This window comes from Methylophilus sp. DMC16, assembly GCF_056314045.1.
The window spans coordinates 257,939-273,686 of the sequence record NZ_JBQUZC010000002.1 but is presented as its reverse complement, the minus strand read 5'-3'; the positions used below and the strand labels follow the sequence as shown (position 1 = coordinate 273,686).

Below are 15,748 nucleotides of genomic sequence, written 5' to 3'. Positions count from 1 at the left end.
ATATGAGTATCAGGCGTAGAAAAGCAGTCTTGTATATCCTTGTCGCCGGTTTTATGATCGTTCTGATCGGTGTGCTGCTGTTCCTCTGGATTTATTTTTCCAGTATGCGGGAGATGCACCAGACCACTCGCAATTTCTATGAGCAGTCTTTTACGGTTTCCAACGCTGCGCAGGCGCTGGAGTCTCAGCTGCATCAGATCCGAAGCGATTTGCTCTATGCCACGCTGATTCAGGCGGACAGCGTGCATTTGATCAATACCGTGGCGGCGATTAAGGGGCATGAGGCCGCTGCCCAACAAAAAATCGCCAGCATAGAACGTAATTATTCGGGAGATCGCGCGCCATTACCGCTGCTCAAACAGAATATTCAAGCGCTGGACGAAATGACAGCCTCGGTAATCAAGCAATTGGCTGACGGGCAGTATGCCGAAGCAAGCACCCTGATTGAGACGGCCTGGAATGCGCGCTTTGCCAAGGTGGCAAAGCTCAACGAAGCCATACTCGCGCATGCGGACTTGCGCGCCAACGAGTATGTGGCCGAGAGTGAAAAGCGCATGGAGCGGCACACCCATCAAGGCATCACTTACGCAGCGCTGCTGGTGACCCTGTTTTTGCTGGTAGGCCTCTTTGTTGGGGGCCGCATATACCATTTGCATCTTGAAGCAGACAAATTTGCCTTTACTGACTTTTTAACCGGGATCGCCAACCGGCGGCACTTCATTCATGAGTTGGAGTCAGAAATCAGGCGCTATCAGCGTTATGGCTCCTCGTTTTCATTCGCCATGGTGGACATCGATTTTTTTAAAAAGATTAATGACCAATATGGACATCATGCTGGCGACCTGGTTTTGCAGAACTTCTGCCTGCGCTGCGTGAGTGCCTTGCGTACCAGCGACATGGTTGGGCGTCTGGGGGGCGAAGAGTTTGGTATTCTGATGCCGATGACGGATCTGCATGAAGCGGCACATGTGATTGAGCGCTTGCGCTCGGAAATTGATCACAGTGTGATGAGTGAGCAAGGAGAGCAAATTCACTACACGGCCTCTTTTGGGCTGGTGTCTACCGCGCAATTGGGGACGCAGGATGGCTTGACGCAGCTGATGAAAATGGCAGATTTTGCTTTGTACACGGCCAAGCAGCAGGGCCGTAACCGCGTCTATATTGCCAATCATTAACGATAGCGATCATTATTGCGACGGGAATTTTCTATCTTGGGCATGGTCATCAATGCCTATGAATCTGCAAAATCTTCAATTGACGCGGCGTAGCTGGTTGACTGGCTTGGCCGGTCTGCTGCTTTCGGCCTGTCGGCCAGTCACTTTGTTAAACGCGGTGATTCCCGATAAAGGTATGCGTATCCATCGCGATATCGCTTTTGGGCCGCACAGCAGGCAGCGCCTGGATATTTATCAGCCACGTGACCATGCTGCAACACCACGCCCTGTGGTGTTGTTTTTTTATGGCGGTAGCTGGGAGTCTGGCAGCAAGCAAGATTACCTGTTTGTGGCAGAGGCGTTGACGTCGCAAGGCATGCTGGTTGTGATTGCCGATTACAGGCTCTATCCCGAACTTAAGTTTCCGCAATTGATGCAAGACCCCGCGCTGGCATTGCAATGGGTCAAGCAACACGTGGCCGAGTATCAAGGCGATGCGTCGCGTGTCTTCTTGATGGGGCATTCTGCGGGCGCACATCTGGCCGTCATGCTGACCTTGAATGCCACCTATCTGGCGGCTGCCGGATTATCGCCTACGGCGATTAAAGGCACCATAGGCCTGGCCGGACCTTATGATTTTTTGCCGCTCACCTCGGATACCTTGCGCGCGATTTTTGCACCTGCTGAGCAGGAGTGGCAATCACAGCCTATCCATTTTGTCAGCGGCCAACATCCGCCTTTACTACTGCTGGCCGGCCTGAAAGACCAAACTGTTTGGCCTAGAAACTCGATCAATCTGGCGTGTGCGCTTGAGGCGCAAGGCAGCGAGGTCAAGTTGCTGACTTATGCCAACTACAACCATGTGGATATGGTCGCCAAGCTGGCCAGACCCCTGCGCGGCAACAGTCCATTGCTGCAAGATATTTGCGACTGGATTGGCCAGCATGCCTCTGCGTGATGTGCATGTGGTCTGGTTTAAGCGCGATTTACGTGTCGCGGATCATGCCGCGCTCTCTGCCGCCTGTGAGGCTGGGCCGGTTTTGCCGCTCTTTATCTGGGCTCCACAAGTGTGGTCGGCAGAGGATGCCAGCCTCAGTCAGGCCATGTTCGTGCGCGACTGTTTGCAGGACCTTGCACATGCCTTGCAACAGCTGGGATTGCATTTGCATGTCTATCATCACGACCCCTTGACGCTGTTACAGAGGCTGCATGCAAAATTCGGGATCGCCGGACTGTATAGCCATGAAGAAACCGGGAATCAACACACCTACACCATCGACCAGCAGGTACAAGCGTGGTGCAGGATGCAAGGCATCGTCTGGCAGGAATGGCCGCAGAATGGGGTGGTGAGACGCCTGTCAGACCGGCAACAGTGGCAAGCGCAGTGGGCGTTACGCATGCAGGCCCCTGTCATTGCGGTGCCTGCATCCGGACTTGCTGTTCGGTTACCGGATCATGGCTTGGAGCGGTTGCCAGCAGTGGCTGGCCACGCGCAAGCGGAACGTCAGGTTGGCGGTATAGTAGTGGCTGAGGCGGTGATGGCGGATTTTTTGACGCGCCGCGTACATGGTTATCAGCGGGGGATTTCCAGCCCGCTCAGTGCTGTCCAAGCCTGTAGCCGCCTGTCACCTTATCTGGCATGGGGCGCTGTGAGCCTGCGTACCGTGGTACAGGCTACCCGGGCCCGTGCGCAGCAGACTGAAAACGTGCAACAGCGCCGTCAGCTGCACAGTTTTGAAAGCCGCTTGCACTGGCATTGCCATTTTATGCAAAAGCTTGAAAGCGAACCACGGATTGAACACCAGAGTTTTTACCGGGGCTTCGAGGCACTACAGTCCCGGTTACCCGATGCTGGGGTCGCCTTACGTTTACAAGCCTGGCAGGCTGCCCAGACTGGCTGGCCACTGGTAGATGCCTGCATGCAGATGCTCAATCAAAGCGGGTGGCTGAATTTTCGCATGCGCGCCATGCTCATGAGTACCGCCAGCTATTTGTTGCAACTGCCCTGGCGGCCAAGCGGGTTGCATCTGGCCAGAGCTTTTGTTGATTACGAGCCGGGGATTCATTGGCCGCAAGTGCAAATGCAGTCTGGCACGACCGGCATCAATACATTGCGCATTTACCATCCGGTTAAACAAGCCTTGACTCAGGACCCTCAGGGGGTGTTTGTCCGCCAGTGGCTGCCTGTTTTGCGACAGGTGCCAGACAGCTGGATTTTTGAACCCTGGCGCATGCCTCCGAGTTTACAGCGGCGGTATGGCTGCCTGATTGGCCGCGACTATCCTGCGCCCATGGTTGATATTGGCGAGGCCATCCAGACAGCCAAGCAGGATTGGTTTGCAATCAGGCAGACCATGCCAGCGCATGCTGTCGCAGATATTTTGCAGCGGCATGCTTCGCGCAAATCGCGCCATTTTCCCAAGGTAGACCGTGGCAGTCTCCGCAAAAAATCAAATCGGAGTACGGCTTCCGTGAGTGCACAAAGCCCGGCAGCATCCCAGCTTTCACTGCAGTTTTAGCCTTTCACCCGTTGCTGATGTTTGCGAAACCGATAAGGCGTGCGACTCGGTAGTGCATGCACTGATTTTGCGCACTGATTTTGTGCGTGTGCTGAGCGGTCTGCTGCGGCACTTCTGGCCGCTCGCTCAAGCAGTCGACTGAGCGACTACAGTGATACGACAGTTATTTTTCCGTATCTAATTGATTTTTATATATAAATATAAAATCTCTCCTTTCTTTCTCATGGTCTCCCCATGGTCTGGCGGTAAATGAGGCCGCATTCTCCAGCTTGGAATACGTTTTGCTATTAACAGTTTAAGAAGCTTTCCAAAACGTATTACAGGTAGTGCATTCCTTGTTGCCTACCTTCGCAGATTGGAGCAAGACATGGCAAAATGGTTGATCGGATGTTTGTTAGGTTGCCTGGCAATCCCATTGATGGCAGAGCCTTCTGCCGAGCTCATGCAGGCGTTGAACAGCCGCGTGCTACGTGTGCAGGTCGGCCTGAAAAATGGGCAATACGGGCTGGGTTCAGGCGTCGTGGTGGCTGAAAATCAGGTCGTGACCAACTGCCATGTGGTCGCCAATGCCACCAGTATCAGCGTGGTCAGTGGCGGGGCGGCTTACCATGCCGTGGGTGTCAAACCGGACTGGAAGCATGATGTTTGCATGCTGCAAATGGATGACCTGCCGATTAGCCCAGTCACCATGAAGTCCAGCCGCGATCTCAAATACGAGCAAGCAGTGTTTAATATCGGCTATCCGAGTTTTGTCGCCGCGCCTGTAAGCAGCCAAGGGGTGGTGAAGGGGCTGTTTGCCATGGATGACTCCGTGATTGTGCGTGCGACCAGCAGCTTCAGGCAAGGCGCCAGTGGTGGCGGTCTGTTTGATGAGACGGGCGCATTGATCGGCCTGATTACACTCAAGAGCCCTGGTAAAGATGCCTACTACTATTACATGTCGATTGATTGGGTTCAGGCTTTGATCGCGCAGCCAGCGGGCCCGATTGTGGTCAAAAGCGAGCTGCCTTTCTGGGGCAAGCCGGCAGCTGAATGGCCTTATTTCATGAAAGTGGTGTTTCCTTACCTGCACAAGGACTGGGATGGCCTGAAAGCGATTGCCCAGCAATGGACGACTCAGGAACCTCATAATACAGAAGCCTGGTTTTATCTGGCTGCAGCTGAATATGAAACCAAGGATCTCACCATGGCTGAGCAACACTTGCACCGTGTCGTCAGCATGAACGATCAGCATAGTCAGGCTTTTTATTACCTGGGACTGATTGCGGAGTCCAACGGTAAACATATCGAAGCCTTGGCCAATGTGGATACACTGACACAGTTGGATGCCGAAAAGGCTGAAGAGCTCAAAGTGGCGATGAAAACCTTGCCTTGATGCGAGGCTGGCGGTGTTGTGTCAGCCCCAATAAAAAAGCGCCTTAACTGGCGCTTTTTTCTTTTGATGTCGGGACGGTTTGCTTAGGCGACGGCCAAATCCAGCTCTTCGACATGATAGTAATGTTCATCATCCCACAGGGTGAAATCTTGTGCGGTATACATGGCTTCCTGAAAATGATGAAAGGTTGCGATGCAATGATTTTCTTCATCCATTACTTGATACATGGTCATAGTAATCACCTTTCTATACTAAATGAGGATATTTGAGAACGTGATGTCATCATGGCACAGGCGGGTGAAACTGATTTGACAGAGTAGCAGCATGTAATTCGGTCAATTTAATGAATCGGTAAAGAGGGTATTTCTAGGCAGCTATTTGAGCAGTTTTTCAGTGGTTGTTCTTTGATTGCTCAGGATTTGTTTTTTGTAAAATCCTTGGGTTCGCGTATAATTCGCAACTTCTGAGGAACGCTGCGAGAGTCACTCGACTCCCAGGCTCAGAGCATTTGCTGTAAAGCATCTCAACGGCGTTCACTTTTCACTGTGCGAGCACGGAAAAAAGGTGAACAACGTTGCCACCGGTTCTTATCGAACTTTTCCTGCTCAGTTTTCATTTTTTTAAGGATTTGAAACATGAATACTGTAGCTGATATCAAAGATTATGTAGTCGCAGACATGGGCCTGGCCGCCTGGGGTCGCAAGGAAATTGCGATTGCCGAGACTGAAATGCCTGGCCTGATGGCAATCCGCGAAGAATACGCGGCGCAACAGCCACTGAAAGGCGCGCGCATTACTGGGTCTCTGCATATGACTATCCAGACCGCTGTACTGATTGAAACCCTGAAGGACTTGGGTGCTGAAGTGCGCTGGGCTTCTTGCAATATTTTCTCAACCCAGGACCATGCCGCCGCTGCGATTGCCGCGACGGGCACTGCCGTGTTTGCCGTGAAAGGCGAAACGCTGGAAGAGTATTGGGATTACACCCACCGTATTTTTGAGTGGACGGATGGTGGCTACTCCAACATGATTCTGGATGATGGTGGCGATGCGACCCTGTTGCTGCATTTGGGTAGCCGTGCCGAAAAAGATGTGTCTGTGGTGGCGAACCCCACTTCAGAAGAAGAAATCTGCTTGTTCAACGCCATCAAGGCCAAGCTGAAAACAGACCCGACCTGGTACTCCGTGCGGTTGGCTGCGATTAAAGGCGTGACCGAAGAAACCACCACGGGCGTGCACCGTTTGTATCAAATGCATAAAGAAGGCAAGTTGGCTTTCCCTGCGATTAACGTGAATGACTCTGTGACCAAGTCCAAGTTTGATAACTTGTATGGTTGCCGTGAGTCTCTGGTGGATGGCATCAAGCGTGCGACCGATGTCATGATCGCAGGCAAGATTGCCGTTGTTGCCGGTTACGGTGACGTGGGTAAAGGGTCTGCACAAGCGTTGCGTGCTTTGTCAGCCCAGGTTTGGGTGACCGAGATTGACCCGATTTGTGCCCTGCAAGCCGCGATGGAAGGCTACCGCGTTGTGACCATGGATTATGCGGCTGAACATGCGGACATTTTTGTTACAGCGACGGGTAACTACCATGTGATTACGCATGAGCACATGGCCAAAATGAAGGATCAGGCGATTGTGTGTAACATTGGTCACTTCGACAATGAAATCGATGTTGCCAGCATCGAAAAATACCAGTGGGAAGAGATCAAGCCACAAGTCGATCACGTGATTTTCCCGGACGGCAAGCGCATCATCTTGCTGGCCAAGGGCCGCCTGGTCAATTTGGGCTGCGGCACAGGTCATCCAAGCTATGTGATGAGCTCCAGCTTTGCCAACCAGACCATTGCGCAGATTGAATTGTTTACCCAGGCCGACAAGTATCCGGTTGGCGTTTACACCCTGCCTAAACATCTGGATGAAAAAGTGGCGATCTTGCAGTTGAAGAAACTCAATGCGCAATTGACCACCTTGACCGATGCACAAGCAGCCTATATTGGCGTAAGCAAAACCGGCCCATTCAAACCTGAGCATTATCGCTATTAATCACGCGCTTTTCAGCGTGCGCTAAACCATGCCGCCCTGCGCCAGATGTTCTGGCGCAGATTTGGTGTACACTTTGCCTCATCTTTCATCCAAGGAGGCGGCATGTTTAAACTACTGGTTGTTTGGGTACTCAATGCATTGGCACTGATGGCCGTGGCTTATCTGGTCCCAGGTATTCAAGTGGCCAATTTCAGCGCTGCGCTGGTGGCTGCTGTCGTGATTGGTCTGGCCAATATGCTGGTGAAGCCGATTCTGGTGCTGTTGACCTTGCCGATTACCTTGCTGACGTTGGGATTGTTTCTGTTAGTCATCAATGGTTTGCTCTTCTGGTTTGTCGGCCATCTGTTGCAAGGCTTTGTCGTCAATAGTGTGATGACTGGCGTCATAGGCGCCCTGGTGTATAGCGTGATTGCCTGGATCCTGAGTGCGATTGTGTTCAACGAAAAAGACTGACACCTGACCATCCCCGCATCTGCCTGAAATCACGCGTTTAGAAATAAAAGAGAAAACAGTGAATCAAAAAATCGCTTATAGTTTTGAGTTTTTTCCGCCTAAAACGGCAGAAGGCATGGCGAACCTGCGTCAAGTACGCAAAGAGCTGTCCGTATTCTCTCCCGAGTTTTTCTCCGTCACGTTTGGTGCGGGGGGCTCAACCCGCGACCGTACCATGGACAGTGTGCTCGAAATCCAGGCTGAAGGCCATGGTGCAGCCCCACATATCTCCTGTATTTCTTCCAGCAAAGAAGAAATCCGCGAGTTGCTGCAAGCCTATCAGGCGAAAGGCATCAACAGACTGGTGACCTTGCGTGGCGATATTCCTTCAGGCGAAGTAAGTGCGGGGGACTTTAAATATGCCAATGAGCTGGTGAGTTTTATCCGCGCCGAGACCGGCGACTGGTTTCACTTGGAGGTGGCGGCTTACCCCGAGTTTCACCCGGAGGCCGGCTCGGCACAAAAAGACCTTGAGAATTTCAAGCGTAAAATCGACGCTGGCGCGGATTCGGCCATTACACAGTATTTTTACAATGTGGATGCCTATTTCCGTTTTGTAGAGGCGGCGCAGAAGCTGGGTGTCACTGCACCGATTATTCCCGGCATCATGCCGATTTATAACTACACGCAACTGGCGCGCTTCTCCAGTGTCTGTGGTGCCGAGATTCCACGGTGGCTGCGTATGCGACTGGAAGCCTATGGCGATGATATGGCTTCATTGCGCGCCTTTGGCGCGGAGGTGGTCACTGATATCTGTACCAAACTGATTGAGGCAGGCGTAGATAAAATGCACTTCTACACCCTGAACCAGGCGGGCATTATTGGCCAGATTATCCGGCAACTGTAGTCGTAACAATACGGGCAAACAAAAAAGCGCGGACTGAATCAGCCGCGCTTTTTTTGTGTCGTTCTGTTGGGTTATTGCAATGACAAACCTTGCGGGTTAAACAAGGCATCTTCAACAAACAGGTAATCCTGTTTGCGCGTTTCGTCCCACAGCACCATCATGGTGATCCAGCGGATATCTTCCATACTCAAGGTTTCTTGCGGCAAGACCATGGCACGATCAATAATCAGGTCGCGCTCATAAGCCGTGATGATGTCGCTTCTTTGTAGCAAGCCCAGAAAGTTCAGGCTGTCGTCACTGATCTTGTTGCGTTCCATCTCGCAATAGACGCGAATCGCAAACGGGTCGTGCTGGTATTGCGGCTGTTGCACCGAGCGACGCAGGTCTTTCACCCAGCCCACGGCGTGTAAAATATCCTGGTGGTTAAACCCGGCCTGGGAGAGCTCATAGGCCATGATGGTTTCGTCTGTTTCTTTCAGCTCAAAGGCATCATGCTTATCCCAATAATTTTGATAGATAAATATCAGTACTTCCAACATGTCTAAATTCTCCTCAAACACGCTGCTCCGCTATCATTAGCGAATAGCAGCGATACTGGGGTGGGTCTGAGCCGAGCTTTAAACCAATCGCTGGAATTGGCCGTTGGCGAGATGGCTGACCACACCTTCTAATTCAAGTAGTGTTAGCATGGTGGAAACTTGTTCGGGCGTCAACCCGGCGCGGGCCGCAATGAGCTCTGCAAAGATGGGGTCAAACCCCATGCAAGCCAGGACAGGACTGGCTTCGGCGGGTAGATTAGTCCAATCGGGTAGTGACCCATTCGGGCTAATCGAAAGTGCGGGGTTGGGCAGGCGGACATGCTTCAATTCGCTGACAATGTCCTCGGTGGACTCGACGAGCTTTGCCCCTTGTTTGATCAGCGCATGGCACCCTTTGGACACCGGCGAATGAATGGAGCCGGGAATGGCGAAGACTTCACGGCCCTGTTCGATCGCTAGGCGTGCAGTGATGAGTGAGCCGCTATCAATATTGGCCTCTACCACCAGACAGCCTTCAGACAGGCCGCTGATAATGCGGTTGCGTCTGGGAAAGTTGTGCGTCAAAGATGGCGTCCCTAGTGGGTACTCGGAGAGCAACAAGCCATACTGCACAATCTGGTGGGCCAGGGCTTTATGCCGTGCGGGATAGACAATATCCAGCCCGGTGCCGACCACAGCAATCGTGGCACCATCTGCTTTGAGCGCGCCTCTGTGTGCGGCGCCGTCTATGCCTAATGCCAGCCCGCTGACCACGGCAAATCCGGCCCGGCACAAGCTTTCGGCAAATTGTTCGGCGGTAGACTCGCCTTGCGGTGTGGCGTGGCGGCTGCCGACAATGGCCAGGCCAGGCCGCTTGAGCATTTGCAGGTTGCCTTTGGCATAGAGCACGGGCGGGGGCTGGTCTATGCTGAGCAGGCGTTGCGGATAGTAGGCATCCGCCAGTGTGATCAGGTGGTTATCTGGTTGTGAGAGCCAGTCTAGTGTCTTGGCAATATGCGGGTCTTCTGGCGCTTTTTGTATCCCTTCGGCGACGTCTTTGCTGACCAGTTCGCACAAGCTGCTGTAGGAGGCGGCCAGAATCGCCTGCGGTGTTTTAAAGTGCAGCAATAGCTGGCAATAGGTGACACTGCCCAGCCCTTCGACCAGGCTTAAGGCAATCCAGGCTGCGCTCTCTTCAGGATCTGTGACCATCAGTGTTGAGATCAGGGGGTGCGCACCACGTCTTCTACATGGATAGGTTGCGAGGCTTGCATGACGAGCGCGTATGACAGCTTGGGAAAGGTTTTGAAGACCATCACCAAGCCGACAGGCTCATCCGGCAACTGGATCATGACCGGATGTTTAGGGTCTGCGGATTCGGGGTCTACCATGCTGGCGCCTTTGCGCAGCACCGAAAGCACGTGACCGCGCTCCAGGCCTTGCGCTTCGCCGCGATTGAGCACCACCACGCGGCCATAGCCAGTCTCGTTGATGCCTTCGCTCACGCGTGCAATCTGGCCTTCAATCTGGCCTTCGGGCGCATGCGGCAGATAAGGCGGGCTAAGGGAGTCTTCCATCGCAATCAGTTTGTCTTTAACCGCAATTTCCTCTTTGGCCTGGGTTACGGTCAAGGTGGCAGGCTGGCCTGAGCGCAGCAGTTTGGCCTCCCCCAGATAATGCGCTTCTGTGCCCAGCAGCTCACCATTTTCAGGGTTTTTGATCGCCTCCCCCTCGCGGTAGATCGCCCAGGCGTTGCGTGGAGCGTCTGGCAGGCCCTGCACATAAATGCGTGTGCCAGGACTCAGAATCTCACGTTCTTCCTGCGCCGCCACAATTCTGGGCGCTGACTTGAGCGCTTCTGGCGCAATCAGCATGGGCTTGGTCAAAAAGGGCTGGATGATGTTGGGTTGTATGGCGGGGATGGCATCGCCTTTGATTGGCGTGACGATCATGCCAGGCTCCAGGGTGACAGATTCGCGCACCAGTTTGAGTACGGGTTGGCCGCTGCTGGTGTCGAGCACGATGACATCCCCCGGATAAATCCAGTGCGGATCTTTAATGCTAGACCGGTTTAATTGCCAAATCTGTGGCCATTGCCATGGATTTTTCAGAAACTTGGCCGAAATATCCCACAAGGTATCGCCTTTGACGACGACATGCCGGTCGGGGTGCTGCGGCCGCAACGGAATTTCTTCTGCCTGTAACAATAAGCTGCTACAAGCCAGCGCAAGCGAGGTTATAATTTGAACAATTTTCGTCATGTGGCGTCTCTGTTTTATGCGACACAAATGGATGGGCTGTACCTGCGCACAGCCACTGCGCAATATCAACCAATCTAGCATGGCTTTAAAGTTCTGATCAAGGTGAAAAAGCAGGCGTTTTGCCCTGTTTTTGCACAAACTATTTGAATGGAAAGATTTGTAGAGCATGGCACTACTTCCAATTTTGCAATATCCGGATCCACGCCTGCATACGGTGGCCAAACCGGTGCAAGTATTTGATGAGGCATTACAGCAACTGGTCAGCGATATGGCTGAGACCATGTATGATGCGCCAGGCATAGGCTTGGCTGCTACGCAGGTCGACCAGCACATCCAGTTGATCGTGATTGACTTGAGCAAGGAAAAAGACGATTTGCTGGTGCTGATCAATCCTAAAATCATTGCCCAGTCAGGTAGCCAGGATTATGAAGAGGGTTGCCTGTCAGTGCCCGGCATCTATGAAAGTGTGACGCGCGCTGAATTTATTACCGTCGAAGCGAAAGATGTGCATGGCAACACTTTCAGGTTGGATGCGGATGGATTGCTGAGCGTCTGTATCCAGCATGAAATGGATCATTTGCTGGGCAAGGTGTTTGTGGAGTATCTCTCCACGCTCAAACGTAACCGTATCCGGACCAGAATGGTCAAGCACGCGCGTGAAATCGAGCGCAACAGTTATTAAGTCAGGAAGGTTGCATGCGTATTATTTATGCCGGGACCCCGGAGTTTGCAGTACCGGCTTTGCAAGGACTCATAGACGCGGGCCATGACATCGTCATGGTGTTGACGCAACCAGACCGCCCCGCGGGCCGTGGCATGCAGTTAAAAGCGAGTCCGGTCAAACAGCTCGCCTTGCAACACGGCTTACGTGTTTTTCAGCCAGAAAGCCTTAAGCCCGCCGAGGTGCAGTCCGAGATTGCCGCGGTCAACGCCGAGGTGCTGATCGTTGCGGCCTATGGCCTGATTATTCCGACCGCGGTGCTGAACATCCCGACGCGAGGCTGTTACAACATCCATGGCTCCTTGCTGCCACGCTGGCGCGGGGCTGCGCCCATCCACCGGGCCATTCTGGCTGGGGACGCCGAGACGGGCGTCACCATCATGGAGGTGGTGCCCAAGCTGGATGCCGGCAATATGATCAGTAAATGGTCGGTGGCGATTACTGCAGCCGATACCACGCAGACCTTGCATGATGCGATCAGTCGCGAAGGGGCGCGCTTGATGGTCGAGGCGATGCAGACCTTGCAAGCTACCGGTCGTCTGGCCTCTGAAGTACAGGACGAGGCGCTGGTGACCTATGCGCACAAGCTGGAAAAAGCCGAGTCAGCCATTGACTGGACGCAATCTGCCCAGCAACTGTCTCGTCAGGTTCGTGCATTTAATCCCTTTCCGGTCGCTACAGCCAAATTTAATGATCAAGTCTGCAAACTGTGGTTTGCTCAAGCCGTGGCGGGTCAAGGCGAGCCAGGCACTGTGTTGCAGACGCATCCGCTGCAGGTGGCCTGTGGCGACGGCGCATTAGAACTGCATGAGTTGCAGATGCCGGGTGCCAAGCGCCAAACGGCACAACAGTTTGTGCAAGGTCAGCATGTGCAAGTCGGCGACCGCTTTTTCTAGTCAATCTGGTGCAGGCATTGAAAAATGCCTGTCATCCCCGCATATTAAAGTCGATATTACTCACCGAATTGTGAAGGAGTCACTATGTTAGGTAACTGGACCAAAACCTTTGTGTTGATGGCCGCGATTACTGCCCTGTTTGTTGCGGTGGGCGGCGCGCTGGGTGGCCAGGGCGGCATGTTGCTGGCGCTGTTACTGGCAGGCGGCATGAACTTTTATGCCTACTGGTTTAGCGACCAGGCGGTGCTGAAAATGTATGGCGCAGTTGAGATCAATGCTGAAAATAATTTTGGCAATGGGCAGTTCCGCAATTATTACAACATGGTCAAAGAGCTGGCCGAGCGGGCGCAACTGCCCATGCCGCGTGTATTTGTGATCAATGAAAGCCAGCCTAATGCTTTTGCGACTGGCCGCAACCCCGAAAATGCGGCCGTGGCAGCCACCACCGGCATCATGCAGATTTTAAGTGAGCGCGAATTGCGCGGTGTGATGGCACATGAGTTGGCGCACGTGAAACACCGCGATACCTTGATCTCTACTATCTCCGCCACCGTGGCCGGGGCTATTTCATCGATTGCGCAATTTGGCCTGATGTTTGGCGGGCATCGGGAGGGCGAAGACCGACCCAATCCCATTATTGGTATTTTGATTATGATTCTGGCACCGTTGGCCGCTTCGCTGATCCAGATGGCGATTTCACGGTCGCGCGAATACGAAGCAGACCGCATGGGGGCTGAGATCAGCCGCGACCCGAAAGCCTTGGCGGCCGCGCTGGAGAAAATTCACAATTATGCGCACCAGATTCCCAATATGACTGCCGAGCAACACCCGGAAACCGGGCAGATGATGATAATCAACCCCTTATCAGGCGCAGACCTGGCGGGGTTGTTCAGCACCCACCCGCAGACCGAAGAGCGGATCCGCCGTTTGCTGGCGTTGGCTAACCAGTATTAAACGCGATTTCAACAGACAAAAAAGGCTTTCGCAAGAAAGCCTTTTTTATTGTGTGTGTTTTTGTCTGTGTATTTTGGGCGCATCAAGTAGAATAGTCTTTTTTTCACCAGAGTCTTCTTTTGCAAGTTGCCCAGCTCATAGCCGCATCTGCGGTGGCCGAAGTGTTGGCCGGACATAACCTGACTGTTTCCATGCCCAAGGCATTGCGCAGGGTCAAGTCAGCGACGCCGCAACAGCAGGCGGCTGCACAGGATTACAGTTACCTCACCTTGCGCTTGTATGCCGAAGCCGCGGCTTATTTGCAGGCGCTGACGGCCAAGCCCGTGACGGATGCACGTGTACACGCGCTTTTGCTGGTTGCCCTGTCGCAGCTGTTGCATGGGGCCGAAGATGATTTTACGGTGGTCAATCAGGCTGTGGAAGCCGCGGGCAAAACCGGGCTGCGCTGGGCAAAAGGGCTGGTTAATGCGGTATTGCGTAATTTTTTGCGCCAACGGTCAGCCTTGCAGGCGCAAGTGAGTCAGTCGGAAGCGGTGCAATTTAACTATCCGCAATGGTGGATTGATACCCTCAAACAACAATATCCTCAGCATTGGCAGTCGATTCTGACCATAGGCAACAGCCACCCCCCCATGACGTTGCGCATTAATCTGCGCAAAACGGATGTCGCCAGCTATATGCAGGCGCTGGATGATGCGGGGATTGCGGCGCAAGCGCTGGGCGGTACGGCGATTCAGTTGCAGCAGCCGTTGCCGGTGCACAAGCTGCCGTATTTTGATCAAGGCTGGCTCAGTGTGCAGGATGCCGGCGCACAGTGGGCGGTTCCTTTGCTGGATGTGCAAGCAGGTATGCGTGTGCTGGATGCCTGTAGCGCGCCGGGCGGTAAAACTTGTCACTTGCTTGAAGCCGGTGATATTGACTTGCTTGCCCTGGATGTGGAGGCAGAGCGCCTGCGCCGTGTCCACGACAACCTGCAGCGTCTGGGCTTGCAAGCCAAGGTCAGGACAGGCGATGCGGCAAAAGCCGACTGGTTTGATGGTCAGTTATTTGACCGCATTCTGGCTGATGTGCCCTGTAGCGCCTCAGGCATCGTGCGCAGGCATGTCGATATGAAATGGTTGCGTCGGCCACAGGATTTGACGGTATTTGCCCAGATGCAACAGCAAATATTATTGAATTTGTGGCATATGCTGGCAAAAGGCGGTAAATTGCTGTACGTCACCTGTTCGATTTTTCAACAAGAAAATGAAATGCAGATTCAACAGTTTTTAACCATGCATGCAGATGCGGTCAGGTTGCCAGTGCAGTTTGATGCCTCGGGCCTCCCTTGCCAGCAGTCAATTGGCGGGCAATTGCTGCCCACTGCCGCGCATGACGGATTGTTTTATGCGCTTTTACAAAAACATTAAATATTATTCGGCGCTTTTTTTTCTGCTGACCATGACAGCATTGGCACTGGCTGCCAATAACAATCATGCCCATGTCAAAAGTGCCGAGCTGGTATTGCGTGAAGATACCTGGGCGCTGGATGCGGATCTGGACATCCATTTTGGCCGCGCGCTTGAGGAAGCTTTGAGTAAGGGCATCGCCCTGACATTTTTGTATGAATGCCAGATCATCAAACCCATGAAGTACTGGTTTGATGATGAGGTGGTGACCGAGCGTCGCGCCGTCACGCTCAACTATCACGCGCTGACCAAGCAATATCTGCTTAATTATCCGCAACAGCAAAAAGGATTCGACAGCCTGGCTGAAGCCAGGCGTGAGTTGGGCCTGATCCGCGACTGGCGCTTGACGCCGCATGCCACACTAGAAAAAAATCAGCCCTATCAGGCGGCGCTCAAAATGCATCTGGATACCAGCAAGCTGCCTAAAGCCTTGCAGCTGGATGCCCTGGGCGAAAGTGACTGGGAGCTGGTCACGCCGACGTTTAGCTGGTGGGTAAAGGACACCCAGCGTTAGCCCT

General features: G+C 53.2%; 16 protein-coding genes and 1 riboswitch. Of the genes, 12 read left to right on the top strand and 4 right to left on the bottom strand.

From position 1 onward, the window contains the following. The first annotated feature begins 2 nt into the window (after nucleotides 1–2). The 4 genes from ACT53D_RS09495 (at nucleotide 3) to ACT53D_RS09480 (ending at nucleotide 5,048) form a co-directional block, all read left to right on the top strand. Nucleotides 3–1,175 carry a GGDEF domain-containing protein gene (locus tag ACT53D_RS09495; RefSeq protein WP_476155849.1) on the top strand — a complete coding sequence of 391 codons (1,173 nt, stop codon included), beginning with the start codon at nucleotides 3–5 and terminating at the stop codon, nucleotides 1,173–1,175. A gap of 58 nt (nucleotides 1,176–1,233) precedes the next feature. Then, on the top strand, nucleotides 1,234–2,112 hold the full coding sequence (locus tag ACT53D_RS09490; RefSeq protein WP_476155847.1) for an alpha/beta hydrolase: 879 nt from the start codon (nucleotides 1,234–1,236) through the stop codon (nucleotides 2,110–2,112). Then, on the top strand, nucleotides 2,099–3,673 hold the full coding sequence (locus tag ACT53D_RS09485; RefSeq protein WP_338655514.1) for an FAD-binding domain-containing protein: 1,575 nt from the start codon (nucleotides 2,099–2,101) through the stop codon (nucleotides 3,671–3,673). The genes ACT53D_RS09490 and ACT53D_RS09485 overlap by 14 nt, the downstream gene beginning before the upstream one ends. A gap of 367 nt (nucleotides 3,674–4,040) precedes the next feature. Next, entirely contained in the window at nucleotides 4,041–5,048 is a 1,008-nt protein-coding gene (locus ACT53D_RS09480) for a S1 family peptidase (RefSeq protein ID WP_476155845.1), read from the top strand. 83 nt (nucleotides 5,049–5,131) lie between these two features. Here ACT53D_RS09480 and ACT53D_RS09475 read toward each other — a convergent pair whose 3' ends face one another. Beyond that, nucleotides 5,132–5,281 (bottom strand): hypothetical protein, encoded by a 150-nt coding sequence (locus ACT53D_RS09475; RefSeq protein WP_194749138.1) that lies wholly within the window; start codon nucleotides 5,279–5,281, stop codon nucleotides 5,132–5,134. Between the two features lie 226 nt (nucleotides 5,282–5,507). Continuing rightward, nucleotides 5,508–5,590, top strand: a riboswitch (S-adenosyl-L-homocysteine riboswitch). 93 nt (nucleotides 5,591–5,683) lie between these two features. Between ACT53D_RS09475 and ahcY the strand changes: the two genes are divergently transcribed. The 3 genes from ahcY to metF all read left to right on the top strand — a co-directional run bounded on the left by ahcY (nucleotide 5,684) and on the right by metF (nucleotide 8,432). Further along, nucleotides 5,684–7,093 (top strand): adenosylhomocysteinase, encoded by a 1,410-nt coding sequence (gene ahcY / locus ACT53D_RS09470; protein ID WP_476155843.1) that lies wholly within the window; start codon nucleotides 5,684–5,686, stop codon nucleotides 7,091–7,093. A 102-nt stretch (nucleotides 7,094–7,195) separates the two neighbouring features. Then, the gene (locus ACT53D_RS09465) at nucleotides 7,196–7,546 is read left to right on the top strand and encodes a phage holin family protein (RefSeq protein WP_194748829.1); all 351 of its coding nucleotides are present in this window, start codon (nucleotides 7,196–7,198) and stop codon (nucleotides 7,544–7,546) included. Between the two features lie 58 nt (nucleotides 7,547–7,604). Further along, nucleotides 7,605–8,432: a methylenetetrahydrofolate reductase [NAD(P)H] gene (gene metF, locus ACT53D_RS09460; protein WP_476155841.1), complete on the top strand. Its 828-nt coding sequence runs from the start codon at nucleotides 7,605–7,607 to the stop codon at nucleotides 8,430–8,432. A 71-nt stretch (nucleotides 8,433–8,503) separates the two neighbouring features. On the opposite strand, the gene ACT53D_RS09455 is transcribed toward metF, so the two are convergent. From ACT53D_RS09455 to ACT53D_RS09445, 3 genes are all read right to left on the bottom strand, one after another. After that, the gene (locus ACT53D_RS09455; RefSeq protein WP_275357717.1) at nucleotides 8,504–8,971 is read right to left on the bottom strand and encodes a Smg family protein; all 468 of its coding nucleotides are present in this window, start codon (nucleotides 8,969–8,971) and stop codon (nucleotides 8,504–8,506) included. 78 nt (nucleotides 8,972–9,049) lie between these two features. Then, nucleotides 9,050–10,162, bottom strand: a complete 1,113-nt coding sequence (dprA, locus tag ACT53D_RS09450) for a DNA-processing protein DprA (RefSeq protein ID WP_194748826.1) — start codon at nucleotides 10,160–10,162, stop codon at nucleotides 9,050–9,052. Between the two features lie 11 nt (nucleotides 10,163–10,173). Beyond that, nucleotides 10,174–11,211, bottom strand: coding sequence for a LysM peptidoglycan-binding domain-containing protein (locus tag ACT53D_RS09445; RefSeq protein WP_476155838.1), 1,038 nt, complete (start codon nucleotides 11,209–11,211; stop codon nucleotides 10,174–10,176). A 166-nt stretch (nucleotides 11,212–11,377) separates the two neighbouring features. Between ACT53D_RS09445 and def the strand changes: the two genes are divergently transcribed. The 5 genes from def (at nucleotide 11,378) to ACT53D_RS09420 (ending at nucleotide 15,744) form a co-directional block, all read left to right on the top strand. Next, complete coding sequence (gene def, locus ACT53D_RS09440; RefSeq protein WP_194748824.1) at nucleotides 11,378–11,893, top strand: peptide deformylase; 516 nt, start codon at nucleotides 11,378–11,380, stop codon at nucleotides 11,891–11,893. Nucleotides 11,894–11,907: 14 nt separating this feature from the next. Continuing rightward, nucleotides 11,908–12,828, top strand: coding sequence for a methionyl-tRNA formyltransferase (gene fmt / locus ACT53D_RS09435; RefSeq protein WP_476155836.1), 921 nt, complete (start codon nucleotides 11,908–11,910; stop codon nucleotides 12,826–12,828). An 84-nt stretch (nucleotides 12,829–12,912) separates the two neighbouring features. After that, nucleotides 12,913–13,782 (top strand): zinc metalloprotease HtpX, encoded by an 870-nt coding sequence (gene htpX, locus ACT53D_RS09430; RefSeq protein ID WP_194748822.1) that lies wholly within the window; start codon nucleotides 12,913–12,915, stop codon nucleotides 13,780–13,782. Between the two features lie 119 nt (nucleotides 13,783–13,901). Next, nucleotides 13,902–15,191 carry a 16S rRNA (cytosine(967)-C(5))-methyltransferase RsmB gene (rsmB, locus tag ACT53D_RS09425; protein WP_476155834.1) on the top strand — a complete coding sequence of 430 codons (1,290 nt, stop codon included), beginning with the start codon at nucleotides 13,902–13,904 and terminating at the stop codon, nucleotides 15,189–15,191. After that, nucleotides 15,169–15,744 carry a DUF4390 domain-containing protein gene (locus tag ACT53D_RS09420; protein ID WP_194748820.1) on the top strand — a complete coding sequence of 192 codons (576 nt, stop codon included), beginning with the start codon at nucleotides 15,169–15,171 and terminating at the stop codon, nucleotides 15,742–15,744. The genes rsmB and ACT53D_RS09420 overlap by 23 nt, the downstream gene beginning before the upstream one ends. Nucleotides 15,745–15,748: the final 4 nt, after the last annotated feature.